We start from the raw sequence: 25,278 nt of genomic DNA, 5'->3' as shown, positions 1-25,278 counted from the left end.
CTGTCGGCCGTTGTCCTGCACGCCGATGGTGATCGCATCATGGAAGGCCCGGGGATGCCGGTTGCCATCCTACACGAGCGCCATGGCCGCCAACAGCGCCCCAATGCTCATCGTGGCGAAGTTCGAATAGCTGTCCGAAATCGCGTAGGGCAGGACGATCAGATTGCCATGGCGGATTGCGCCGCAGGTATAGACGACATTCGGCACATATCCCTCCCTCTCGGAGGGTTCCGGGTGCAGGAGCGGCTCGACCGAGCGTGCAATTATCCGCGAGGGATCGCGCTTGTCGAGAAGCGTGGCGCCGATCGAATAGCGGCGCATCGGGCCCACACCGTGGGTTAGCAGCAGCCAGCCCTCCTCCAATTCGATGGGCGAGCCGCAGTTGCCGATCTGCACGAACTCCCAGGGGAACTTCGGTTCCATCAGCATCTTGCCCCCGTCCCAGTAGTGCAGATCGTCCGAATAGATGAGATAGAGGTTCTCATTGTCCTGGCGGGCGATCATGGCGAACCTGCCGTCGATCTTGCGGGGAAAGAGCGCCATGCCCTTGTTGCGGGCCGCAGCTCCTTGAAGCGCGGTCATGTGGAAATTGATGAAATCGGTCGTTTCGATCAATTCCGAGCGGATCCCCTGGCCGCTATAGGCGGTATAGGTCGCGTAATAGGTTGACTTGCCTTCATCCGTAAACTGCACGAAGCGGGCATCCTCGATGCCGTTGGATTGCGCAGCTGTCACCGGAAAGATCACGCGCTCGCTGACATCGCTGTCGTCCTTGAAGGCAAGATCGACCCCATCGTGGTCATCGAGCACCGTGGTGCCGAGAACCTGCGGCAGCGAGGCAAGCCTTTCAGGCGGATCAATCAGAACCGCGCCATTGGCGGCCACTTCGCCTGACCTGAAGGTCAAGGACGAGATATGCCCTTCCCCGACGGCGCGTAGGCTGAGGATGAAACGCAAACCGCCGGGTGACGCCCCGCTCTGGTCGGGATGCGCCACGATGCTCGGATTGAATAATGCCGCAGCCTCGAAGGAATATTCGTTGAGGAAATAGGCACCGACCAGCTGGCGCTGCATCTGACTGAAGGCGACATGTCCGGTGAACGCCTCCTCCATGGCATCTGCCCGGGCCTCGAATATTCTCAGCAGATTGCGATGCCGGCCCTCGAAATTCTCTAGAATATCAGACAGTTGAGTTGCCGTGGCCTGATCATCCAGGGAGAGAACCCTCTCGACGATGTTGTTTGCCCGCGACCTCTCGGTCGAATTGAGATCACGCGGTTCCGTGGCCGGTTTGAAGGGACGTACGATCACCCGGGATGAATCGGGACGAAGATGGAGAGCTTGGCGGGTCAGGAATGCGGGATGGGACAAAGTCGCCTCGGCGTTGCTATCGGTTGTGACGGAGATGGCGTCCTGGTCAGGCACGCCATTCGAAGGTTCCGGGGCGGCGCCCCTCCAGTTGCGACAGCTCGCGCATTTCGACAATGCTAATCAGCAGACAGATCGCGGATTTACCGCCGCGGTTCTGGTTTGGCCGGTCGGCATGCAAACCGTCGAGGCAGGCGCCTGTTGTTTCATCGATCAACGGTACGCCGAGATCATTGTTGCCGGTGAACCAGCTGAACACGCGCCAGGCGGCGTCGCGCCAGTCGCTGTCGCCGGTCACCCGCCATGCGGCGATGCAGGCAGAAATTGTCGCTGTCGCTTCGACCGGCTGCTGATCGAACAGCCGGGGCCGCTTGCGCACATCGTGGAAACCCTCGGTGCCCACAGGCCTGAAATGGCCCTCTGCCGCGGTCTGGCGCGTCATCAGCCAGGTCAGGGTGCGCACGCCCGCGTCTGTGTATCGGGCTGACCCCGTTGCGCTACCGGTGCGGATCAGAGCCTCGCTCAAACGCGCATTGTCGTAGGAGAGGCCCTGCTCGAACCAGAACCAGTCCGGCGCTTCTGCAAGCGCCAGCAGGTCGATTAGTCGATCCGCCAGCAGCGTTCGGAGGTGCACTGCACCACGATCGTCCGGCCGGACGCTGCAATAGCTGTCGAGGCCGAGCAAGGTAAACGCCCAGGCGCGCGGGGAGGTGAAACTCTCCACGACCTTCAGCGCTTGCGGAAAGAGCGCGGCTGCCCAGTCACGACGCCCCTGGTCCTTGTCGCTCGAGGCGCAAACGCCAAGCGCCCAAAGCGTCCGACCATGACTGTCTTCAGAGCCTCTGTCCTCCAGCCATGTGCGGCTGAACCCCATGAAATTGCGGAAGCGCCCCAAGTCGACATTCCAGGCGTGTTGAACAAAGGCCGCGAAACGCGCCACCAAGGGGTCTGGCAATCCCTTTTCACCCGCCGCCCACAAACCGCATGCAAGGATCAGCGCGCGCGCATTGTCATCGACGCAATAGCCGTGCAAACGGTCCGGCACCGAATTGACGGCATGCTGTACGATTCCGGTGTCGTCGCACATCGCCAAGAGATGTGCGCAATTGATGCTTGGCCCTCCCGGGCTGGCCAGAACAACGCTTTGGGCACGAGACGCCACCGGCTTGGCCGGCTGGTCGCGCAAGGCGTCCATAAAGGTTGCGAAGTATTTCTGCGCCGTCTGATCCCAGGTCATGGACCGGCTGCTGGCATAGGCCCGCTCTCGCATCGCCTGCCGACGCGGTGCGTCACTCAGCAGTTGGGCGATGGCGTCGGCGGTCTCCGGTGGTGCGTTAAACTGCACGAGGCAACCGCGGCCATCGCCCAGCAGTTCTCTTGCGTGCCAATAGGGGGTTGAAACGACCGCCTTTCCGAGCCCGAAGCTGTAGGCGAGCGTTCCCGAAGTCATCTGCGCTTCATTGAGGTAAGGGGTCACGTAGACGTCACACATCGAGATAAAGTCGAGCAATATTGGCTGATCGACGAACTGGTCGAGGAACACGACCTTGCTGCCGACGCCAATCGCCTCCGCACGTGCCTTGAGGCTTTCGCGATAGGCTTCGCCTTCGTCGCGCAGGAGGTTCGGGTGTGTGGCGCCCAGAACGACATAGACGGCATTGGGACATGTTTGCAGGATGGCCGGCATCGCATCGATCATGACCTCGATGCCCTTGTTGGGCGACAGCAGACCGAACGTCAGGACAACCGACTTGCCGGCAAAACCGAGCTTCTCCTTGGCGGCGTCCGGCTCGCTGAAAGCAACGTCGGGGATGCCATGCGCGACGACATCGATCTTTGTCGCCGGGATGCCATAGACCGATTGCAGGAGTTCTCGTCCCTTTTCGGCCATCACCACGATTCTCGCCGAAACGGTAGCGATCTGCTGGAGCACCACCCGTTGTGCAGGGGTCGGTTCCGAGAGCACCGTGTGCAATGTCGTGACGATCGGCATCTTCAGACGCAGGAGGAGCGCTATGATGTTGGAACCCGCCTCGCCGCCAAAGATACCGAATTCGTGCTGCAGAGACACGACATCATAGCCACCGGCGTTCAGCTGATGGGCCGCAGCGACATACTCCGGCAGGACCTCGTCATGGATTTCGGCCATGACCTGTGCCGGATAGTCATAGGTCTGTTTGTTGTCGGTCATGGCAACGATGGACGTCTCAATCTGGTCGTAGGACGTCGACATGGCCTGCTGCAGATCGCAGCTGAAAGTCGCGATGCCACAACGCCGCGGCAGTGAGTTGCCAATGATCGCAAGACGTTTGAAAGAGCGCATTCCGGCATTCCCTTCTCGAAAGGTTGGCACTAGCCGGAATTCAGGTTGGGCAGGATCAGAGGAATGCCTCGACAGATGCTTCACGCGAAATTCGCAAACGGTTTGCCTGCGCGCCATCGTGTTCTCGATACGAAAGCAGCTCTCGCGCCAGATGCGACAGGTTCCATTTGATTGGCTTGTTAATATTCGTCGGCTGTTATTGTGTGTTACCACAAATAAATCTCACAATAAGGCAGAATCATGATTCCATAGCATCAGAATAATTTCTGAAAATCACAATTAAAATGCAGTAATTTCCTAGTTGTACAATCGCAGTCACCGGAAAGATTTTAGAAATTCGCGACTTACAACCCAAGATTAACGCTTTCCACACTGAATGCCGCGGCACTTCCTTCAGTCGCGAGTCCCTTAGGCACTGAGCTGGCAGCAGCACCCAACGCGTTTCGAAGAGCATTTGAACCGCTACCGAAGCGCGCACTCTCTTCCTGAAAGGTAGAAATCCATGAGCCTGCAAAAGCTGGAGCGTTACGTCGTTGACGAGGCGTTGCCAAAGTGGGCGGCGACCGCCTTTGATGAGCAGCATGGCCACTTCATGGAGTCGCTTCAACTCGATGGGACGCCGGAGACCACAGGCATTGTTCGTACAAGGACGGTCGGGCGATTGATCTATGTCTACGCGCATGCGAGCGTACTGAAAGTCGGCCCGCCCGGCTCGCTGGAAAAGGCAGAACGCGCCTTTCACAACCTGCATCGCGTTGCCTGGACCGCGGGCGACAAGCCCGGGTATGCACGAACAATCAATCGTTTCACCGATGAGGTTCTGGATCCTGAGCGCGATCTCTACGACAATGCCTGCATGCTGCTGGCTCTTGCCTGGCTCTATAAGGCAACGAACGATCCCAAGTACCGGCTGCACATCGAAGCGACGATCGCCGCCGTTGATCAAACGCTGAACGATCCCTTCGGCGGATGGGCCGAAGATAGCATCGGCTCGCTCCCCCGGCGCCAGAATCCGCATATGCACTATCTGGAGGCAAGCCTGGCGCTTTGCGAGACCAGTGACAATGCCCGATCCGGGCAAATGGTCGATAGGCTCTTTGCCCTGTTCCTTACGCATTTCAATGCTGGCACGCTGGGACCGCTACGCGAGAATTTCGGACCGCATTGGGAGGTTTCCGACCGGTTTCGCTCTAATCGGCTTGAACCCGGCCACATGTGCGAGTGGGTCTGGCTGGCAAGGCGCTATGACCTGCTGACCGGTCGGAATGTCCAGGAACGCTGCGAAACACTACTGACGACCGGCTTGACTGTCGGACGCTTCGAGCGATCGGTCCTTCTGCTTGATGAAGCCACCTTCGACGGCGCGCCGCTTGCACCGCATCGCCGGCTGTGGCCCCAGGTCGAAATGTTGAAGGCATTTCTGATGCAGTATTATGCGCTCGGCGATATCACCCACCGATCGGAAGCGGAAGCCGTCGCGAAAGTGATCCTGGAGACCTACCTGTCGGCCGCGCCTGCGGGCTGCTGGCACGATGCGCTCGATCTCGAGGGCAACCCGATCGCCAAGACGATCCCGGCAAGCTCCCTTTACCACCTCTGGACGGCCGTGGTGGAGCTCTTGAACGCAACCGAGACACGGTCTGCTTTTGCCGCATCGGACAAGCAACGGATCGGGCGGGCGTCAGGCCCGTTCGCCCTGCCGCAAACGGCGCTCAGTTTGCAACAGACGTCCCTGGCGAGAAATCTCTCTGCCCCATGAAACCTGCCCGGATGCTCCGTTCACCACAAGCCCGCGCGATCGATAGTGACAGTATTCTTTCGACGTCAACGTAGACAATTGCCCCGGCACTCCGGTCGCGCAATGTGGATTCGTACCGGCGTTGAGAGGCCGTGTGGTTTCCACCACATCGCCGAAGCCATAGATCACATCTTTTGCTCCTGATCCGACTGGTTCTCTGGCAGCAGGACGGTCACCTGGACGCCACTGTCTTTTCTGGGAACCGGCGAGGTGATGGCGAGGTGCCCTCCCGCCCGATCGGTGATTGCCTTGACAATGGCCAGGCCAAGCCCGCTACCTTCCGTGGTCGCAGTTCCACGCTCGAACCGCTGCATCAACTTTTCTACGGTCTCCGGGGGAAGAACCGGACCATCATTACTCAGGGTCAGGGTTCCCTTCTCATCGAGCCTGACGTCGATCGGACAGCCGTGCTTCCCATGACGCAAGGCATTTTCGATCAGATTGCGACACAAGATGCCGAAGACGTCGGGATCCAGATCGGAGAGGACCGGGCCGGGCGGCATTGACAGGGCGATCTGCTGTCCTCCGGCGTCGGGGCGCGAAAAATCTGCCACGATCAATGCAAGAACCGGCCGCAAGTCGGACGGTGCGTCGAGCCGCAGGCGGCTTCCCTCGGCTCGTGCAAGCTGCATCAGTTTTTCGGACATCCGCATCAGGCGTTTAAGCGTCGTCTCTATCTCCGTCGCGCGTTGTGCAGCGGCGGCATCCTGCGTTTCCGTCCTTATGCGCTGCGCCTGCGCGATCGCGCCCGCAACCGGGGTACGCAATTCATGAGCCGCATTTGCTGCAAAGCTGCGCTCCGCTTCGAAGGCCCCCCTCAACCGATCGAGCAACTGATTGATCGCACCCGCAACTGGCTCAAGTTCACTCGGAAGCCCGGTATCGGGCAAGGGTGACAAATCTTGCCTGCCCCGTGCCTCCAGAGCCTGCTTCAGCTTGCGCACAGGCCGAAACCCGCTTCGAGTGGCAACTGCGATAGCCGCCAGGCTCATCGGGATGACGACGAGCAGCGGCAAAGCAAGACCGAGCAGCATGTTGCGCGACACCTCGGCCCGGTGATCGAGCGGCTCCGCCACGGCAATAATGACGTCGCCGTCGCGCGCCGTGTCATAATAGAGACGATGGGTTGACGTCTGGCTAAAGCCCCGGCCTTCAAAGGGCGGGACGTTCACCTCTTCAGCGCCTTGCGATAGCAAGAGGACGCGGCCACGCTCGTCGCGCACGACATAGGTCACAGCCTCGTCATACGGACGAAGCCGACTGACACGCTCATCGTCATCGTCATCGTCCTCTTTATCCCGATCGCGACGCACGCGCAGATCACGCAGCGCAAGCGGCAGGATACGTTGCGCCGTCGCCGCCAACTCCCTGTCGAAGACCTCTTCCATTTCATGTCCGAGCCGATTGGCGGTGATGGATGCGGCGGCCAGCCAGAGGACCGTGACGGACAATCCGACGGCCAGCGCCAACCTGGCCTGAAGCGAACGCAGGCCCCTCATGGCCGCCCCAGGCGATAGCCGAGACCGCGTTCCGTTTCGATCACATGCGCTCCAAGCTTCTTGCGCAAGCGGCTGACATGCACCTCGATCGCATTGCTTTCGACCTCCTTGTCAAACGAATAGAGCCTCTCCTCAAGCTGGGCCTTGGACAGCAATTGGCCCGGGCGCTGCAGAAAAGCCTCGAACAAGACCCATTCACGCGCCGTTAGAACCACCGGTCTGCCGCCGCTGAGGATGCTGCGAGCCGCGAGATCGACCTCCAGCGGGCCAAGCGTGATTAGCGGATTGGGATTGCCGACGTAACGCCGGGCCACTGAGCCAATGCGCGCCGAGAGTTCAGCAAGGTCAAACGGTTTCACCAGATAGTCGTCGGCGCCCGCGTTCAGTCCGTCAATCCGATCCGACACCTGATCGAGTGCAGTCAGGATGATGACGGGTGTGACATCACCGCGGCCCCGCAGCGTCTTGAGGAAGGGAATGCCGCGCCCGTCCGGCAACATCAGATCGAGGAGCACCAGGTCGTAGACCGTGGTCGCCAGCGCATCGCCGGCCCGATCCAGGCGTGTTACCCAGTCGACCGAATGCCCGTCGCCGGCGATCTGGTCGCGAACAGCGGCCCCCAGCACGGTATCATCTTCAACCAGCAGTACCCTCATCGGTCTCCCTCGGGTTTCCTTCATCTGCTTTAGTCCATCCGCCACCTTACGGGAAGCTGAAGACCGGTCGAACCGCGTGTCAGGAACCCGTCAGCTTAAGACCGCCATTCTCTCGAAATCCGGAGTGGAGGCACGACCATGGCATCTCGAACAATCCTGACGGCGGCATTTGTCGCCCTTGTCGCCGGCTCGGTACAGGCTGACGACGACTGCAATGTCCCGATGGCGAACTGGCAGCCCCGCGAAGCTGTCCGCGCCATGGTGGAGGCACGCGGCTGGCAGTTGAAGCGCATCAAGATCGATGACGGCTGCTACGAGATCCATGCCGTGGACGCTGACGGCCAGCGCTTCGAGGCAAAGATCGATCCGCAAACGCTCAGGGTCATCGAGATCGAGCACGAGCACCGCCGTCGCTAGGTCGACCACCGGCGCAAAAGCTGACGGCAAGCTGAAGCAGATCGGCGCCAGCCGTCAGGAAGCGATCAGCCAGGACCATCATTCAACACCCATCAAACACCAAGGAGCACAACCATGAAAACGCACCGCAAACTTCTCCTCGCAACTCTTGCCGCCGGCACCATGCTCACAGCCTTCGGCATCGGAGCAGCCCCGCTTTCCGTTCTCGTGTCTCCCGCTCCCGACGCGTCAGCGTCAGGAGCGCTCATCCACACTGTCGACTCCGACGATGGTGATGACGTCAAACGGGCGAAGTACCAGGGGCGTTATCACGACAAGCATGATGACGATGACGACGATGACGACGATGACGACGACGACGACGACGACGATAACGGCAGGTATGGACGCACACAACGTTCACCAGAGCCCGCCGGCACCGTAGCGCCGCCAAACAACGGGCTGTTCCTCCAGGGATCGAAGCCCAAGGTCCAGGTCAACTGATCCCATACCTCCGATCAAAGGAACCAGACGATGAAATCCCTTCTTGCAGCCCTTGCGGTCACCACCGCGCTCACCCTTCCGGGCATGGCTTTCGCCCGCGAGGTCACGCTCACCACGAATCTCAAGAACTACGGCGGCGACGGCGCCTATCTTGCCTATTACGTCACAGCTGCCGATGGAACCTATGTCGGCAGCCTGTGGATGGCGGGCGGCAAGGCCAAATACTACGAGCACCTGAGCGGTTGGTACCGCGCCTCCGGGGGCAATACCGGTGACATCAGCGGCATAACCGGTGCCAGCGTGGGGGCCGGTCGCACACTGGCCATCACGCTAGACCTGGCCGACACGCTGTTCGACGCGGGCTACAAACTGCACATCGACGCCGCGGTCGAGGACATGCGCGACAGCCCCGCGGAAATCGTGGTTCCACTGACCACAGACGGCGCCGGCAAGCCCGTCGGGGGCAGTCGCTATATCGCCGACTTCACCTACGGCCTTTAAGCAGAAAGGGTACCTGTCATGTTCCGGTCGCTTCATCGTTGGCCAGGCCTGTTCGCCGCAATCCTTCTTGGCATCGTTGCTTTGAGCGGAGCGGTCCTGTCGGTCTATCCCGCCTATGAGGCCATGAACGCACCGGGCTCGGCCGGCATGAGCGTGGCCGAACTCGCCAGCCGCGTGCAGGCGCAAAAGCCGACGGTGGAGCAGATCCGGCAGGCACCCTCCGGCAAGGTTACCGCCTATTTCTACGAGGGCGACCAGCCCACCGCCGCGACCATCGACCCCAAGACCGGCGCGACAATTGGCAGCGCGGATACCCCCGCGCTGCAACGCTGGCTGACGAACCTGCACCGTTCGCTGTTCCTCGGCGACAGCGGGCGCATCGTGGTGGCGTCCGGTGCCGCGGCGATGCTCTTGCTTTGCATCTCCGGCCTTTCGCTCTTGGCGCGCCGTGCCGGTGGTTGGAGACGGCTGTTTTCCCCCCTTCGCGGGTCAGGCGAGGGCCGTCGCCACGCCTCGATTGCCCGCCTTGCGGTCTGGGGACTGACCCTCTCCTCGGTAACGGCCCTTTGGATGACGGCCGCAACCTTCGGGCTCATTCCGGAGGGCGCTGGCGCTCCCGCCTTTCCAGCCAACGTGAGCGGTGAAACCGGCCTGCTGCCGGCAACCATTCAAGTCCTGCAGCAGACTCCCATTGATGAGCTGCGTTCGCTCACCTTTCCCGTGGCCGGCGACAAGACCGACGTATTCACGCTGAAGACCACCTCCGGCGAGGGCTATATCGATCAGGGAACGGGTGTACTTCTCGCCTGGAACGACGCCAGCGCATGGCAGCGCGTCAGTGACGTGATCGCCCTGCTTCATACCGGCCAGGGCGCATCAGTCCTCGGGCTTCTTCTCGGGCTCTCGGCCCTTGGCGTTCCGGTCATGGCCTGGTCCGGCATCAGGCTCTGGTTCTCCGGCCTGCGCAAGCGAAAGGATAGTTCCGCACCCGCCGATCAGGGCGACACGATTATCCTGGTTGGCAGCGAAGGCGGCAGCACCTGGGCATTTGCCGACACGCTTCGGGAAACCCTGACCGCCACGGGCGCCCAGGTTCATACCGCGGCGATGTCCGCCCTTGCACCGGACCAATGGCCCAAGGCCCGCCGCATCATTCTGCTGGCCGCCACCTATGGCGAGGGAGAAGCGCCGGCTTCGGCGCGTGGCTTCCTCGAACGCTTGGCCGCCTTGCCCAAGGCCCCAGCGGCCCAGGTTGCGATCCTCGGCTTCGGCGATCGCAGCTTCCCCGCCTTCTGTGGTTTTGCCGCGGAAGTCGCGCGGGCGGTAGAATCCAAGGGCTGGCACCAGTTCCTGCCAATGGACACCGTCGATCGCCAGTCACCGCAGGATTTCGCCCGCTGGGGCCGCTCGCTTTCGCAAGCGCTCGGATCGGCTTTCGAGCTCAATCACCAGCCGAAGGCGCCCCTGACGCGTGAACTCCGTCTCGTTTCCCGCCGCGACTATGGCGCGGAAGTCCAGGCGCCAACTGCCATCCTGCGCTTTGCCCTGCCGCAAGCCTCGTTGTGGCAGCGGCTGACGCGACGGACCTTCGCGGCCTTTGAGCCCGGGGACCTGCTGGGCATCGTGCCGGAAGGCTCGGCCGTGCCACGCTTCTACTCGCTTGCATCCGGCAGTCGCGACGGCTTCGTCGAGATCTGCGTGCGTAAGCAGCCGGGCGGGCTGTGCTCCACCCAGCTCACCATGCTGGAGCCCGGGGAAAGCGTCCACGCATTCCTGCGCCCTAACCTTGGCTTCCGGCCGAAGCGCGGCAAGAACCCGGTCCTGTTGATCGGCGCCGGAACCGGGATCGGGCCGCTCGCCGGCTTTGCCCGAAACAACCATGCCGTTCAGCCTATGCACCTGTTCTTCGGCGCCCGTCACCCATCGAGCGACGCGCTCTATGCCAAGGAACTGGCCGAGTGGCAGAACGAGGGACGGCTCACATCAGTGACCACCGCCTATTCCCGTGGCCCGGCGCCCATCTACGTGCAGGACGCCCTTCGCCGGGATGCCGCCCGCGTGGCGCGCCTCGTTTCCGAAGGCGCCCAGATCATGGTCTGCGGCGGACGCGACATGGCAGCAGGCGTTGCCGCCGCACTGAGCGAAATCCTGGCAGGCGGAGGCCCGACCCTCGCTGCACTCAAGGCGGAGGGACGTTATGCCGAAGACGTTTACTGACCTGACCCGCCACACCCTGAACGGTCCGACCATGGGCACCCGCTGGTCCGCCCTCTTCCATGCCGCATCGGATTTCGATCCGGTCCCCGTAGAGACGGCTATGGCGGCTGCCGTGGCGGAGGTGGACGCGCAGATGTCGACGTGGAAGCCGGACAGCGACCTCAACCGCCTGAGCGCTGCCAACCCGGGCGAATGGATCTTGCTGCCTCCCCAGTTGATGGAGGTCCTGGCCGCCGGACTGGAGGTCGGACGCGCAACCGGCGGCGCCTTCGACATCGGCATGGGCGATGCCGTGACCGCCTGGGGTTTTGGCACGGATCCGGCCGAAGAGGCACGCATCCGCGCAGCCCGCGTCAAACCACGCCGACCGGCCCATGAGGTTCTCGAGCTTGACCGCGCTCAAGGCCGCGCCCGCAAGAGCGAAGCGATGGTTTTCGATCTGAGCGGCATCGCCAAGGGCTATGGCGTCGACCGGCTCGCCCAGACGGCAAAGGCCTTCGGTATCGAGGGTGCCCTTCTGGCCATCGACGGGGAACTGCGCGCCATCGGCACGCAGCCGGACGGCTCGGCCTGGACCGTTGCTGTCGAGGCGCCGGATCCCGACCGCCGCGCACCTCATTCCATTATCGAACTCACTGACACCGCCGTCGCCACCTCGGGCGACTATCGCCACTGGGTCGAGGTCGGCAAGCGCCGTCTCAGCCACACGATGGACCCGCGCCGCGGCATGCCGCTAACCGCCTCGCCTGCCTCGGTGACGGTACTTGCCGGCACCTGCATGATCGCCGACGCCTGGGCAACGGCCATGATGGTGATCGGTCAGGAACGCGGCCTGCCTTTCGCCCGCTCCGTCGGCCTTTCGGTTCTGTTCATTGGCCATGAGAAGGCGGCAAGCACCGGCACCGGCTACTTCGCGTCGGAAGAGACGCCGGTCGGCGCCTGAAGGTGCAACTGGGCGCGTTCCTCTGTCCCGGGATTTCTGACCTGAGACTCACATTCCGTCCAGTTTCGCGCGAGAAGCGGTTTTCCGTCAGCGGCTTAAGCTAGCAACCCACTCAAAGAAACCCTTGCGCGCAATGGCACAAGGGTTTCGCGGAGATTGTCGGCCGGTTACGCGGAAACCTGTAAATGGAGGCCCCTTGAGAAGGCCTCCACATCGATTATTATTATCTCACGCCCCTATTCTGCGGCGATGCGACGAGTTTCCTCTCCATGCTCTTCCCGCACATCGTCATTGTGGTGCACCAGCGGACGATTGCCGGTGAGTCGACGCAAGAGCACGTAGAAGACCGGCGTCATGAAAATGCCGAAGAAGGTGACGCCAATCATGCCGGAGAACACGGCAAGGCCCATGGCCGCGCGCATCTCCGCGCCCGCACCGGTCGACAGCACCAGCGGCACGACGCCCATGATGAAGGCCATGGACGTCATCAGGATCGGGCGCAGCCGGAGCCGGCTCGCCTCGATCGCCGCCTGGACCGGACTTCTGCCTTCGAACTCCAGCTCCCGCGCAAATTCGACGATCAGGATCGCATTCTTTGCCGAGAGCCCCACGAGCACCATGAGGCCGATCTGGGTGAAGATGTTGTTGTCCCCGCCCGTGTACCAGACCCCCGCCAGGGCGGCCAGCACACCCATCGGCACGATCATGATGATCGCGATCGGCAGCGTCAGGCTCTCGTATTGGGCCGCCAGCACCAGATAGACGAGCAGCAGGGCGAGCGGAAAGACGACGATGCTCGAATTGCCGGCCAGAATCTGCTGATAGGTCAGGTCCGTCCATTCAAAGGTGATGCCGTTCGGCAATGTCTCGTCGGCGATACGCTCGATCGCCGCCTGCGCCTGACCCGACGAGAAGCCCGGCGCCGGGCCGCCATTGATGTCGGCGGCGAGGAAGCCGTTATAGCGCGTGGTGCGCTCCGGCCCCGTGGTGCTGTCGACCTTCAACAGGGCCGAAAGCGGGATCATCTGCCCGGTGCGCGAGCGGACCTGGAGCTGGCCGATATCCTCGGGCCGGGCGCGAAAGGCGGCATCGGCCTGGACCCGGACACTGTAGGTGCGGCCAAACGCATTGAAGTCGTTGACGTAGAGCGAGCCGAGATAGATCTGCAGGGTCTCGAACACGTCAGTGACCGACACGCCAAGCTGCTCCGCCTTCGAGCGGTCGAGATCGGCATAGAGCTGCGGCACGTTGATCTGGAAGCTGGAGAACAGGCCCGCAAGCTCCGGCGTCTGGTATGCCTTGCCGAGGAACGCCTTGGTCGCCTCGTCCAGCGCCTGGTACCCGAGGCCGGCACGATCCTCGATCTGTAGCTTGAAACCACCCGTCGAGCCAAGGCCATTAACCGGCGGCGGCGGGAACATCGCGATGAAGGCGTCCTGGATGCCGGCGAACTTCTGGTTCAGCTGCATGGCGATGGCACCACCGGAAAGTTCCGGCGTCTTTCGCTCGGCAAAGTCGTCAAGCACCGCGAACACAATACCCGAGTTCGAACCGATGGTGAAACCATTGATCGACAGGCCCGGAAAGGCGATGGCATGGGCCACGCCCGGCTGTTCCAGCGCGATGTCGCTCATCCGCTTGATCACCTCTTCCGTCCGGTCAAGCGTCGCACCGTCCGGCAATTGCGCAAAGCCGATCAGATACTGCTTGTCCTGCGCCGGGACGAAGCCGCCCGGAACGGCGTTGAAGACGGTATAGGTGGCGCCGATCAGCGCGAGATAGACGACCATGACCAGCGACTTGCGCGACAGGAGACCGCCGACGCTGCGCCCGTAACCGTTCGATGCCGCGCCGAAGGCCCGGTTGAAGCCACGGAAGAACCAGCCGAAGACCCGATCCATCGTTCTTGTCAGCCAGTCCTTCGGCGCATGGTGATCCTTCAGCAGGAGGGCAGCCAAGGCCGGAGACAGGGTGAGCGAGTTAATGGCGGAGATGACCGTCGAGATGGCGATGGTCAGCGCGAACTGGCGATAGAATTGGCCGGAAAGGCCGCTGATGAAGGCGAGCGGTACGAAGACAGCAACGAGCACCAGCGCGATGGCGATGATCGGTCCTGAGACTTCCCGCATCGCGCGATAGGTCGCCTCGCGCGGCGACAGCCCGTTCTCGATATTGCGCTCGACATTCTCGACCACGACGATCGCGTCGTCCACGACGATACCGATGGCGAGCACCAGCCCGAACAGCGTCAGGGCGTTGATCGAGAAGCCGAATGCATACATCACGGCAAAGGTGCCGATGATCGAAACCGGGACCGCGATCAGCGGGATGATCGACGCGCGCCAGGTTTGCAGGAAGAGGATGACGACGAGGACCACGAGGGCCACCGCCTCCAGAAGCGTATCGACGACCTTTTCGATCGAGGCCCGCACGAACTCCGTGGTGTCGTAGACGATCTCATATTTCACCCCGTCGGGCATGGCGAGCTGAAGCTGGTCCATGGTGGCGCGCACATTGTCGGCGATCTCGATGGCGTTCGAACCGGGCGCCTGCAGCACGGCAATGGCGACCGCCGGCTGACCGTCGAGCAGGGAACGCAGCGTATAATCGGCCGCGCCCATTTCGATGCGGGCAACGTCCTTGAGGCGCGTGATCTCGCCTTCATTCCCGGTCTTGACGATGATTTCGCCGAATTCCTCAGGCGTGCTCAGACGCCCCTGCGCATTGACGTTGAGCTGCAGGTCGACACCGCTCGGGCTGGGGGACGCGCCGATGATGCCGGCCGCAGCCTGCACGTTCTGCTGGCGGATGGCGTTGGTAATGTCGCTTGCCGCAAGCGCATGTTCAGCCGCCTTCTGCGGATCGATCCAGATGCGCATGGCGTAGTCGCCGGCGCCGAAGACCTGGACCTGGCCAGCGCCTTCGATCCGGGCCAACCGGTCCTTGATGTTCAGCGTCGCGTAATTGCGCAGATAGGTCACGTCGTAGCGGTCGGTCGTCGAGACCAGGTTGACCACCATGATGAAGTCCGGCGAACTCTTGACCGTGGTGACGCCGATGGCGCGGACCTCCGCCGGCAGACGCGGCTCGGCCTGGGAGACGCGGTTCTGGACGAGCTGTTGTGCCTTGTCCGGATCCGTGCCGAGCTTGAAGGTGACGGTCGTCGTCAAAACGCCGTCGGAAGTCGCCTGGCTGTTCATGTACAGCATGTCGTCGACGCCGTTGATCTGCTCCTCGAGCGGGGTAGCCACCGTCTCGGAAATGACCACGGGGTTGGCACCCGGATAGACTGCGCGCACGACGATGGACGGCGGCACGACCTCCGGATATTCCGAGATCGGCAGCGAACGCATGCCGATCAGGCCGGCGACGACGATGAGGATCGACAGGACGCCTGCGAACACAGGCCGGTCGACGAAGAAGCGTGAAATGCTCATATCCTAGCCCTCTCCAGGGTGAAACTCTGACAAAGAGACCCTGGCCGGCGGAGAGATGTCCACCGGCGGATCAGATGCGATGCTCGAAGAGGCGGAGCGGCGACGCCCCGCCCGATAAAATCAGTTGACGGCCGCAACCGCCTCTTTGGTCTGCGGATCAACCAATGCGCCAGGACGCACGCGCTGCAGCCCGTTGACGATCACCTTGTCGCCATCGGCAAGCCCGCTGACGACGATCCGCTCGCCATCAGCACTGCCGCCAAGTTCGACCGGCCGATAGGTCACCTTGTTTTCGGCATCGACGACGAAGACGAACTTCTTGTCCTGGTCAGTTCCGATCGCCTTTTCGCTAACGAGGATCTTGTTGTCCGGCCGTGGATCACCCATGCGGATTCGCACGAACTGGCCGGGGATCAGGTGCCCTTGCGGGTTGTCGATCACGGCGCGAACCGCGATGGTGCCACTCGACGCATCCACCTCATTGCCGATCAGTTGCAGCTTGCCCTTGATCGGCGTGCCCTCGTCGGCAAGCGTTCCGATCTCGACCGGAATCTGATCGATCGGCGGCAGCGCGCCATCGGTCGCCGGCAGCCTCGAAAGGGCTCGCGCGACGATCTCCTCGCTGGCGTTGAAGCTTGCATAGATCGGATCGGCCGACACCAGGGTCGTCAGCGCCGAGGAGGTCGAGCCCGCGGCGACGAGGTTCCCGGCGGTGATCGCGATCTTGCCGGCGCGGCCGGATACCGGTGCGCGCACCTTGGTATAATCAAGCTCGAGCTGGGCGGAACGAAGAACGGCCTGGGCCGTCTTCAGCGCGGCTTCCGCTTCGGCAACGGCGTTCTGGCGCTGGTCCAGATCGCTCTGCGAGATCGTGCGATTGCTCGCAAGACGGCGGCCGCGTTCGAGTTCGGTATTCGCCAGCGCCACCTTGGCTTCCGCGGAGGCGACCTGCCCGGCTGCCTGGGCAAGGGTCGCCTCATAGGGCGCGGGATCGATGGTGAAGAGGAGATCTCCGGCCTTCACCAACGCGCCCTCGCGGAAATCGACGGACTGGATCGCACCACCGACACGGGGGCGGATTTCGACACGGTCGACGGCTTCCAGCCGGCCTGAGAACTCCTGCCAAGTGGTGACTTCCCGGCTCTTCACCACCGCGACAGTGACCGACGGCGGCGGCGGGGCGGCCGCGGGCAAACTCGCTTCGTCGGTCTTCGCGGCGGCGATGCCGTAAGGCAGATCGAGGAACAGTGCGGCTGCCGAAATGGACGCAGCCAGTCCCAGGCCGGTGCCCGCGAGGGCCCAGCGTCTTGCTTTCTCTGTCATGGTCTAGCTCCTTGCGGCCCTGAGGCGCCGCTCAAGATCAAATGGTCTTTAAATCAGCTCTCCGAGCGCAGATGTCGCGTACGAAGCCTGCAAACTCGCTGCTTGCGCTTTCCTGCCAACTCGGGGCTTCCTCCGTTTTCCCGCCATATACCGATGGCCAGCCTGTCCCGGCGGGAAGGACATGCTGTCGAACCTCGACGCCCGCGCTCTTCAGTCGCTGGGCATAGGAGAGGGTCTCGTCGAGAAGCGGATCGTCCTCAGCCGAAAGCAGAAGCGCCGGCGCAAGTCCCGAAAGCCGCGAACAGGCGGATGGGGCGGCATAGGGGTGACACATCCCACCGCTGAGATAGTGGCTCCATCCGTCCGCCCAGCGCTCGCACATGCCGATGGCTCGGGCCTTGCGGAAGGAAGGCGTTCCCATGAAAGGATCGAGCAGGGGCGAGACCAGCACCTGTCCATCCAGTTCATCGGCGTAGTGATCACGTGCCTTGAGGCTGACCGCGGCGGCGATATTACCGCCCGCCTCCGAACCTCCGACGAGCAGCAAGGACTTGCGGTCGCCGAACCCGGCCCGCTTCTTCGCCATGTAGGAGAAGACGCTAAAGCCCACCTCGAGCGGCTTTGGAAAAACCGAACCGAGGACATTGTAGTCCGGCACCACGACGATCGCGCCAGTGCCAGCCAGGCATTCGGCCATCGGACAGTCGCCCAGCCCGGCATGGCGAAACGCACCGCCATGAAAATAGATCAGCACCGGCGGACCCTTGCCATAGTCCGCCCCCTGATAGACGCGGACGCCGACGCGGCCCACGGCCAGATTGTCAAGCGTCATGTCCTTGATTTCGACCGACATCGGGCCGCTCACTCCGGGTGCAATGCCGCCAGGAAGAAACGCACGAAGAGCTTCGCCGGCGCCGGTAGATAACGAGGAATGCGCATGTGGAGGCCCTCTCCTTGTTTCTCGGACCGCACTTTACAAATCTCGGCAGAAGCACGGGCACAACCCCGCGAACCGAAAAACGTCAAACGCTGGGTTTCGATCTGATCGCCCTTTGTGCGACCCTTGCAACCGTCGCCATTCGTCGGCATGGATTGCATTTCCTGGGAACTAATCTACTTTATCCGTGGATCGGAACAAGCAGCGCAAATGCGAGCACACTGTTCCATATCTCGAACAATACCGCGCTGCATACTGACAGGAATTGTCACATGGATCAGCTATCAGCCATGCGCGCCTTTGTCCGCGTGGTGGAAATGGGCAATTTCACCCGCGCGGCGGAGGCACTCAGCCTGCCCAAGGCAACGGTGACCAATCTCATCCAGGGACTGGAGGCGCATCTTCATACCAAGCTGTTGAACCGAACCACCCGCCGCGTCATGGTGACCACGGACGGCGCCCTCTATTACGAGCGGGCGACGCAGATCATCGCCCAGATCGACGAACTCGACACCGGCCTGTCGAGCTCGCACATGGCGCCGAGCGGCCGTCTGCGCGTCGAGATGGCGGGCGCCTTTGCCGACTGGATCGTCATTCCGGCCCTCCACGACTTTCATGCCAGGTTCCCCGACATCCGCGTCGATCTCGGCGTCGGCGACCGTCCCGTCGATTATCTCGCGGAGAACGTGGACTGCGCGCTCCGCGCCGGCGTCCCGGCCGACCAGTCGCTGATCGCGCGCCGTGTCACCGAGGTTTCGGTGATCACATGTGCCGCGCCGGGCTATCTGGAGACGCATGGAACCCCCGGCCATCCCTCCGAACTGGAGGACAGACATCACTGTGTCAGCTATTTCATGGCCCAGAACAATCGCACCATGGCCTTCGACTTTGAAAGGGCCGGAGAAAAGATCGAAATAAACGCGCGCTATGTCGTCGCGGTGAACGACGCGCGCAGCTATCTGACGGCGGCGTTGAACGGACTTGGCATCTCGCTGCTGCCCCACTTCATGGCCGCCGACGCGCTCGAAAAGGGCGACCTCGTCCGCGTCCTCCCCGAATGGCAAACCGAGCCGATTCCGCTCTATGTCGTCTATCCACCGAACCGGCACCTGAGCAACAAGGTCAGGGTCTTCGTCGACTGGCTGGTGCGCCTGTTGGCGGAGAAGCGGCTCAATCTGACACCAGGACAGGCAGGCCAGTAACGCGCTGATGTGACCTGCCCCAAGCTTCATCCAGATTTGAGTTCGTATCCGGCGGTTTAAGATGCATTGATGCGCATCTGAAGCGAAGGGTTGTGGGGTGACAATCACAACAGTTACTGCGCAATCAATTTGACCCCATGGCCTTTGCGATCCGGGTGCCGGCACGACCTTCGAGAATAGCGATCGCATCCTCCAGGCGGCCGATCCCGGTGAAGCCATGGGTCTCGGCAAAATCAGCGCCGGCGACGACCTTCGGCCCCATCGATCCCGCCGGCGCGCCAAGCGCACGGGCCCCTTCCGGTGTCAGCACCGGGATCGACGCTGCCCCTTCACTGCCAAAGTCGCGATAGACCGCATCAACATCGGTCAGCAACAGGAGCGCATCGGCGCCGAGTTGGCGCGCGAGCAGGGCGCTCGCGGCATCCTTGTCTATCACGGCTTCAATCCCGATCAGGCTGCCGTCGTCGCGCCGCACCACCGGAATGCCGCCGCCGCCGGTGCAGACGACGATGACCCCGTGATCCAGCAAGAGCTTGATGATCCTGAAGTCTGGAATCTCGATGGGCTTGGGCGAAGCCACGACCCGGCGCCATTTGTCTCCATCGGCGGCGATGGTCCATCCCGCCGCCTTCGCCCGCTCCTCCGCTTGGGCCCGCTCATAGACGGGCCCGACGAACTTGCTCGGCTTTTTGAAGGCGGGGTCGCGCCCGTCCACGACCACCTGCGTCAGCAGCGTGGCGACGGGCTGCGCGTGATCCAGCGCATTCTCGAGCTCCTGTTCGATCATGTAGCCGATCATGCCCTCGGTTTCCGCGCCGAGCACGTCGAGCGGATAGGCCTCGTTGGGCTTGTAGGCCGCGCCCTGCAGCGCCAGGAGACCGACCTGGGGGCCATTACCATGGGTAACCACCAGACGATGGCCAGCGCGAACCACCGCAGCCAGAGACCGGGTTGCCACCCGAACGTTCTCGCGCTGCGCCTCGGCCGTCAGCGGTTCGCCCCGTTTCAACAGGGCATTGCCGCCCAGCGCCGCGACCACCAGCATCTCAGGCTCCCAGTGTGGCGACAAGCACCGCCTTGATCGTGTGCAGTCGGTTTTCGGCCTGATCGAAGACGATGGATGCCGGGCTTTCGAAAACCTCCTCGGTCACCTCCATCGCATCGAGGCCGAACTCGGCCTTGATGTCCGCACCCACGCTCGTCTCGGTATTGTGGAAGGCCGGCAGGCAATGCATGAAGCGCACGCGCGGATTGCCCGTCTTGGCCATCAGCGCTGCGTTCACCTGGTAGGGCGTCAGTAGCTTGATGCGCTCGGCCCATTTCTCCTTCGCCTCGCCCATCGAAACCCAGACGTCGGTATAGACGAAATCGACGCCTTTCACCGCGGCATCGGTATCCTCGGTAATCATGATCCGCGCGCCGGTCTCGCTGGCGACCGCCCGGGCCTGGTCCTGGATCTCTGGCGAGGGCCAGCACGCCTTCGGCGCGCAAAGCCGCACATCCATGCCCATCTTGGCCCCGCCGATCAGCAGGCTATCGCCCATATTGTTGCCCGCATCGCCGATGAAGACGTAGGAAACCTGATGCAGCGGCTTTTCAACATGTTCCTGCATCGTCAGGAAGTCGGCGAGGATTTGCGTGGGGTGGAACTCGTTGGTCAGGCCGTTATAAACTGGCACGCCGGAATACTTGGCCAGTTCCTCGACGATCTCCTGGCCGAAACCGCGATATTCGATCGCGTCGTAGATTCGCCCCAGGACCCGGGCGGTGTCCTTCACCGACTCCTTGTGGCCGATATGGCTGCCGGTCGGCCCCAGATAGGTGACCCGCGCGCCCTGGTCATAGGCCGCCACCTCGAAGCCGACGCGGGTGCGAGTCGAATCCTTTTCGAAGATCAGCGCGATATCCTTGCCCTGAAGCTTGGGAACCTCGGTTCCGGCATATTTGGCGGTCTTGAGGTCGGCGGCGAGCTTCAGCAGGAAGGCGATCTCGCGCGGCGTGTAGTCGCGAAGTGTGAGGAAGCTGCGGTTCTTGAGATTGAAAGCCATGGTGATTACCCCTTGAGATCAGATCGCGTCGCGAATAGTCGGGCAGCTCATGCAATGTCCGCCGCCGCGGCCACGGCCAAGCTCGGCGCCAGGAACAGCCAGAACCTCAATGCCCACGGCCTTCAGCGCGGCGTTGGTGTCGTCGTTGCGGTCGTATCCGATCACCACGCCGGGACGCAGCGCCAGCACGTTGTTGCCGTCGTTCCACTGCTCGCGCGCACGCTCTTCGTCAGTATTGCCGCCGGTGGGCACGACCTGAAGCTTCTTGTAGCCGAGCACCTCGGCGACGATGTCGAAGATCGGGCGCGGGTCGTGGCGGAAGGACAGCGGCGCCTTACCTTCGCCCGGCCGTATGTCATAGCAGACCAGTTCGTCGGCGACCTCCTTGAAGGTCGTCACAACGTCGCCGCCGCACAGGGTGAACACCGTATCCAGATGCATGGCCGCACGCGACTTCGGAATGCGGAATGCCAGCACGCGATCGACGACGCCCTTGGCAAACAGCGCCTCGGCGAGTTGCCCGATCCCTTGTGGCGACGATCGTTCTCCCATGCCCACGAGCACGGTGCGGTTGCCGACCGGCATCACATCGCCGCCTTCCAACGTCGCCAGTCCATGCTCCTTGGTCGGGTCGCCCCAATGGATCTCGACCTTGCCGGCGAATTTCGGATGGAACTTGTAGATCGCGGTGTTGAGCAGCGTCTCTGGCCGACGAGCCGGCCAGTACATCGGATTGACCGTCACACCGCCGTAGATCCAGCACGAGTTGTCCCGGGTAAACAGGGCGTTGGGCAAGGGCGGCAGGATCAGGCCATGATGGCCGAGATAGCTGCCGAACAGGCCAGCCGGCTTGAACGGAAGATCGTTCGCCGCAAGCCCGCCGAGCAGATACTCGGCCAGTTTGGCACCGGGCAGTTCGTCCATCCAGGCGCGCAGTTCCTCCATCATGCCCACGCCGACCTGATCCGCGTTGACGCGTTGGTCCAGCACCCAGGCCCGGCCGTCTTTCAGATCCAGCGTTTCGGCCAAAAGCACGTTGACATCCAGCACCTCGACGCCATCGTCGCGCATCAGGCCGGAAAAGACGTCATGGTCCTTCTGAGCCTGCTTGACCCAGAACACGTCGTCAAACAGCAGTTCCTGGCAATTGGCGGGCGTGAGGCGTCGATGGGCGAGCCCCGGGCGGCAGACGATCACCTGCCGCAGCTTGCCGGTTTCGGAATGCACGCCGAGTTGTGAAGTTGCGTTCATCGTGGTGTTCCCATGCTCGAGACGGTTACAAGGCGCTGATCGCCCCAGTCCACATCAGATAGCCGGCAGCAGCCGCCGCGACCACGATGCCCAGACCTATCAGGGCTTCGATGACGGAGAAGGCCTTTTCGCCGCGTGCATGCCGTGCCCACCAATAGACAGGCACCCCCACGACATAGAGCAGCGCGCACATGAAGAGGTAATTGGGACCGGCCGCATAGATGAGCCAGATGCCATAGACCGTGGCCAGTGCCCCGGTAAACATGTCGCGGCCCCGTCCCTCCCCGGCCCCGTAGCCCTCTCCCGTGATCGCGAGTTTCAACGCATAGGCGCCGGATAGCACATAGGGGACCAGGATGGCCGCCGAGGCGATGTAGAAGAGCGCGAGATAGGTCGAGTTCGCGTAGAAGGTGACGATCAGGAAGAGCTGGACCAGGATATTGGTGATCCACAGCGCCCCGGACGGGGAACCATTCTTGTTTTCGATTGCGAATACGTCCGGCAGAATGCCTTCACGCGCCGCGCGGTATGGAATTTCGGCGGCAAACAGGGTCCAGCTCAGGAATGCGCCCGCGACGGAGACGACAAGCCCGATCCGCACCAGCACCGAGCCCCAGGGTCCGACCACCTGTTCGAGAACATTCGCCATGGAAGCTGCCGCCGGTAACGCCGCAAGCTCCGGCTGGGTCATGATGCCGAAGGACAGAAGCGAGACAAGCAGATAGGCGGCGAGCGCCACGACAAAGCCGATGATCGTGGCACGGCCGATGTCGGAGCGCTTTGCCGCGCGGCCCGAAACGACGCTGGCACCTTCAATGCCGATGAAGACCCAGAGGGTTACCAGCATCGTGCTCTTGACCTGCGCCATGACGCTGCCGAGGTCGGGCGTGGCTGCGCCCCATAGATCGAAATTGAACTTCGGCAGATTGAAGGCGACCATGACAATGACGATGAAGAGGGCAATCGGCGCCAGCTTCGCGATCGTTGTCACGACGTTGAAGATCGCAGCCTGGCGGATGCCCATGAGGATCAGCGCATGGGTCGCCCAGAGCACGATCGACGCGCCGATAATCGCCTGTATAGTATTTCCCTCGGCCCCGAAGGCCGGATAGAAATAGCTGAGCGCGCCGAAGATCAGGACAACATAGGACACGTTGCCGAGCCAGGCGCTTAGCCAGTATCCCCAGGCGCTGTTGAAGCCGACGAAGTCGCCGAAGCCGGCGCGCGCATAGGCGTAGGGACCGGCATCCAGCTTCGGCTTGCGCGTCGACAAGCTCTGGTAAACAAAGGCCAATGCCAGCATGCCGATGCCTGTGATCAGCCAGCCGATGATGACAGCCCCCGGAGAAGCTCCCTTCGCCATGTTCTGCGGCAGGCTGAATACGCCACCGCCAATCATCGAGCCAACGACGAGTGCCACAAGCGGCACAAGGCCGAGCTTGCCGGATGCTTTCTCGGTCGCAGAAGAGGAAGTTGCTACGTTCGCAGTAACCATGTCGGCGTTCCTTCAGTTGAAGAATTTAATGCTGGTATGCGATGCTTTGCATGGCAGCCACAGGCGCGTCATCAAGATAGAGCGTCATACCCTTCCAAGGGGAGCCACTATCGCTTCAGCCAATCTGAACTTAATCACCACGCGACCGGAAAGGCTTGATGCATATCAAGAACCCGAAACAACCCGACGCGCAAGAGGCATGCTTCGTTTCGTGTTCACGGCTGCGGTTTCAGGGGCCCAAAACACAAAGACCCTTGTGGGCGGCGGCACAAGCACTCCAGCCGCCGTGGTGCGGGTGACAACCATCGCCTGCAATTTCGCTCGGAAGCGGATCAGACACTGAAGGGGGCAATCTTCAAGTCATCTGAACCAGATGACAGGCATGCCATCCCCGCACACTAGCGCGGCACTGCCAACAGTTCGCTTCGACAGGCCAATGATGCGCCCGTTCTGAGCAAATCCGCCTCGAACTGCCCCATTATTGTGCACTCAAATATTTGCACAATATTCGTCTTGACGGTCGCCGGAAATCGGCATTCATTGAACCAATCGGAAATTGGTTCGGACCAATCATGCCAGACTCATCACCCAAGGAAAACTCGAACTACGCTCTTGAAAAGCTGCGGGACCTTATTTGGCACGGTGACGTCGCGGCAGATGGGAAACTCCCGACCGAGCGCACGCTGTCGGAAAAGCTTGGCCTAAGCCGGCGGGCGATCCGCCGCGCACTGGAGGTTCTGGAGGCGGAGGGCGCGATCTGGCGCAAGCAGGGGTCCGGCACCTATGTCGGCCAGAAGCCGCACGAGTGGAACGACCAGCTCGAGACCATCGTGGCCGGAACCAACTTCATGGAAATCATGGAAGTTCGCTTGCGGATCGAGCCGCAGCTTGCGCAATTGGCCGCCCTTCGCGCGAAGGGCAGTGATATCGACCGTATGCGGGAACTCGCCCAGAAGATCCTTGGCAGCGAGGATGCCGATGCCAAGGAGCTTCTGGGATGGAGCGCTGCATCGGCAGATTGCCCAGGCGGCAGGCAACCAACTGTTCCTGTCGATCTTCGACGTCATCAACCGGGTCCGTCAGGATGACGCCTGGCAGTCGATCCGCGAGCGCGCCCGCAGCAGCGCCAATACCATGAACATCTCCAGCGCCCAACACACAGCGATCATCGATGCCATTGCATCGCGCAATCCGGCAAAAGCTGGCGAAGCCATGCGCCAGCATCTGCTGATGCTGCAGGAGCGGCTGATCCGCCAGACCTCCATGGACCATCTGGAGGGTGACCCGCTCGGCGAAGTGTCCTGAGACCTGCATTCCGGCCGCGGCCGGACCGACCTGAACGCCGGAGCAATAACCGGCGGCACCCATGAAGAACAGAAA

The 25,278-nt window shown here is 62.2% G+C and carries 19 protein-coding genes and 1 pseudogene; 8 read left to right on the top strand and 12 right to left on the bottom strand.

What is annotated here, in order from left to right; translation table 11 throughout:
• Nucleotides 1-69: 69 nt before the first annotated feature.
• On the bottom strand, nucleotides 70-1,371 hold the full coding sequence (locus tag ACWPVA_RS19960; RefSeq protein ID WP_454289653.1) for a glycoside hydrolase family 130 protein: 1,302 nt from the start codon (nucleotides 1,369-1,371) through the stop codon (nucleotides 70-72).
• Nucleotides 1,372-1,417: 46 nt separating this feature from the next.
• On the bottom strand, nucleotides 1,418-3,691 hold the full coding sequence (locus tag ACWPVA_RS19955) for a glycosyltransferase (RefSeq protein WP_454289318.1): 2,274 nt from the start codon (nucleotides 3,689-3,691) through the stop codon (nucleotides 1,418-1,420).
• A 502-nt stretch (nucleotides 3,692-4,193) separates the two neighbouring features.
• Here ACWPVA_RS19955 and ACWPVA_RS19950 point away from each other — a divergent pair.
• Nucleotides 4,194-5,450 (top strand): AGE family epimerase/isomerase, encoded by a 1,257-nt coding sequence (locus tag ACWPVA_RS19950; RefSeq protein ID WP_454289317.1) that lies wholly within the window; start codon nucleotides 4,194-4,196, stop codon nucleotides 5,448-5,450.
• Between the two features lie 164 nt (nucleotides 5,451-5,614).
• On the opposite strand, the gene ACWPVA_RS19945 is transcribed toward ACWPVA_RS19950, so the two are convergent.
• Nucleotides 5,615-6,988 (bottom strand): HAMP domain-containing sensor histidine kinase, encoded by a 1,374-nt coding sequence (locus tag ACWPVA_RS19945; RefSeq protein WP_454289316.1) that lies wholly within the window; start codon nucleotides 6,986-6,988, stop codon nucleotides 5,615-5,617.
• A complete protein-coding gene (locus ACWPVA_RS19940; RefSeq protein ID WP_454289315.1) occupies nucleotides 6,985-7,644 on the bottom strand; it encodes a response regulator transcription factor in 660 nt (219 codons plus the stop codon). Before ACWPVA_RS19940 ends, ACWPVA_RS19945 begins: the two co-directional genes overlap by 4 nt.
• A gap of 138 nt (nucleotides 7,645-7,782) precedes the next feature.
• Here ACWPVA_RS19940 and ACWPVA_RS19935 point away from each other — a divergent pair, with 138 nt between their 5' ends.
• The 5 genes from ACWPVA_RS19935 to ACWPVA_RS19915 all read left to right on the top strand — a co-directional run bounded on the left by ACWPVA_RS19935 (nucleotide 7,783) and on the right by ACWPVA_RS19915 (nucleotide 12,205).
• A complete protein-coding gene (locus ACWPVA_RS19935) occupies nucleotides 7,783-8,061 on the top strand; it encodes a PepSY domain-containing protein (protein WP_454289314.1) in 279 nt (92 codons plus the stop codon).
• A gap of 114 nt (nucleotides 8,062-8,175) precedes the next feature.
• Entirely contained in the window at nucleotides 8,176-8,544 is a 369-nt protein-coding gene (locus tag ACWPVA_RS19930) for a hypothetical protein (protein WP_454289313.1), read from the top strand.
• 30 nt (nucleotides 8,545-8,574) lie between these two features.
• Nucleotides 8,575-9,045 carry a DUF2271 domain-containing protein gene (locus ACWPVA_RS19925; RefSeq protein ID WP_454289312.1) on the top strand — a complete coding sequence of 157 codons (471 nt, stop codon included), beginning with the start codon at nucleotides 8,575-8,577 and terminating at the stop codon, nucleotides 9,043-9,045.
• An 18-nt stretch (nucleotides 9,046-9,063) separates the two neighbouring features.
• Nucleotides 9,064-11,262: a PepSY domain-containing protein gene (locus tag ACWPVA_RS19920; RefSeq protein ID WP_454289311.1), complete on the top strand. Its 2,199-nt coding sequence runs from the start codon at nucleotides 9,064-9,066 to the stop codon at nucleotides 11,260-11,262.
• Nucleotides 11,243-12,205, top strand: a complete 963-nt coding sequence (locus ACWPVA_RS19915; protein WP_454289310.1) for an FAD:protein FMN transferase — start codon at nucleotides 11,243-11,245, stop codon at nucleotides 12,203-12,205. Before ACWPVA_RS19920 ends, ACWPVA_RS19915 begins: the two co-directional genes overlap by 20 nt.
• Before the next feature lie 236 nt (nucleotides 12,206-12,441).
• Here the strand turns inward: ACWPVA_RS19915 and ACWPVA_RS19910 are convergent, their stop codons facing one another.
• From ACWPVA_RS19910 to ACWPVA_RS19895, 4 genes are all read right to left on the bottom strand, one after another.
• On the bottom strand, nucleotides 12,442-15,642 hold the full coding sequence (locus ACWPVA_RS19910) for an efflux RND transporter permease subunit (protein ID WP_454289309.1): 3,201 nt from the start codon (nucleotides 15,640-15,642) through the stop codon (nucleotides 12,442-12,444).
• 120 nt (nucleotides 15,643-15,762) lie between these two features.
• Nucleotides 15,763-16,965 carry an efflux RND transporter periplasmic adaptor subunit gene (locus ACWPVA_RS19905; RefSeq protein WP_454289308.1) on the bottom strand — a complete coding sequence of 401 codons (1,203 nt, stop codon included), beginning with the start codon at nucleotides 16,963-16,965 and terminating at the stop codon, nucleotides 15,763-15,765.
• Nucleotides 16,966-17,002: 37 nt separating this feature from the next.
• Nucleotides 17,003-17,818, bottom strand: a complete 816-nt coding sequence (locus tag ACWPVA_RS19900) for an alpha/beta hydrolase fold domain-containing protein (RefSeq protein WP_454289307.1) — start codon at nucleotides 17,816-17,818, stop codon at nucleotides 17,003-17,005.
• 8 nt (nucleotides 17,819-17,826) lie between these two features.
• Nucleotides 17,827-18,054 (bottom strand): hypothetical protein, encoded by a 228-nt coding sequence (locus ACWPVA_RS19895; protein ID WP_454289306.1) that lies wholly within the window; start codon nucleotides 18,052-18,054, stop codon nucleotides 17,827-17,829.
• A 120-nt stretch (nucleotides 18,055-18,174) separates the two neighbouring features.
• Between ACWPVA_RS19895 and ACWPVA_RS19890 the strand changes: the two genes are divergently transcribed.
• Complete coding sequence (locus ACWPVA_RS19890; RefSeq protein WP_454289305.1) at nucleotides 18,175-19,104, top strand: LysR substrate-binding domain-containing protein; 930 nt, start codon at nucleotides 18,175-18,177, stop codon at nucleotides 19,102-19,104.
• A gap of 124 nt (nucleotides 19,105-19,228) precedes the next feature.
• On the opposite strand, the gene arcC is transcribed toward ACWPVA_RS19890, so the two are convergent.
• The 4 genes from arcC to arcD are packed head-to-tail and all read right to left on the bottom strand — an operon-like array spanning nucleotide 19,229 to nucleotide 23,898.
• A complete protein-coding gene (gene arcC / locus ACWPVA_RS19885; RefSeq protein ID WP_454289304.1) occupies nucleotides 19,229-20,149 on the bottom strand; it encodes a carbamate kinase in 921 nt (306 codons plus the stop codon).
• A gap of 1 nt (nucleotide 20,150) precedes the next feature.
• Complete coding sequence (gene argF, locus ACWPVA_RS19880; RefSeq protein ID WP_454289303.1) at nucleotides 20,151-21,152, bottom strand: ornithine carbamoyltransferase; 1,002 nt, start codon at nucleotides 21,150-21,152, stop codon at nucleotides 20,151-20,153.
• Between the two features lie 18 nt (nucleotides 21,153-21,170).
• On the bottom strand, nucleotides 21,171-22,403 hold the full coding sequence (locus ACWPVA_RS19875) for an arginine deiminase (RefSeq protein ID WP_454289302.1): 1,233 nt from the start codon (nucleotides 22,401-22,403) through the stop codon (nucleotides 21,171-21,173).
• Between the two features lie 25 nt (nucleotides 22,404-22,428).
• The gene (gene arcD / locus ACWPVA_RS19870) at nucleotides 22,429-23,898 is read right to left on the bottom strand and encodes an arginine-ornithine antiporter (protein ID WP_454289301.1); all 1,470 of its coding nucleotides are present in this window, start codon (nucleotides 23,896-23,898) and stop codon (nucleotides 22,429-22,431) included.
• A gap of 572 nt (nucleotides 23,899-24,470) precedes the next feature.
• On the opposite strand from arcD, the pseudogene ACWPVA_RS19865 reads away from it, so the two are divergent.
• Nucleotides 24,471-25,203, top strand: a pseudogene (locus tag ACWPVA_RS19865) (FadR/GntR family transcriptional regulator).
• Nucleotides 25,204-25,278 lie beyond the last annotated feature (75 nt).

The organism is Rhizobium arsenicireducens (assembly GCF_964021225.1).
The sequence above is the reverse complement of the archived record's forward strand: the minus strand, read 5'-3'. Positions and strand labels throughout refer to the sequence as shown.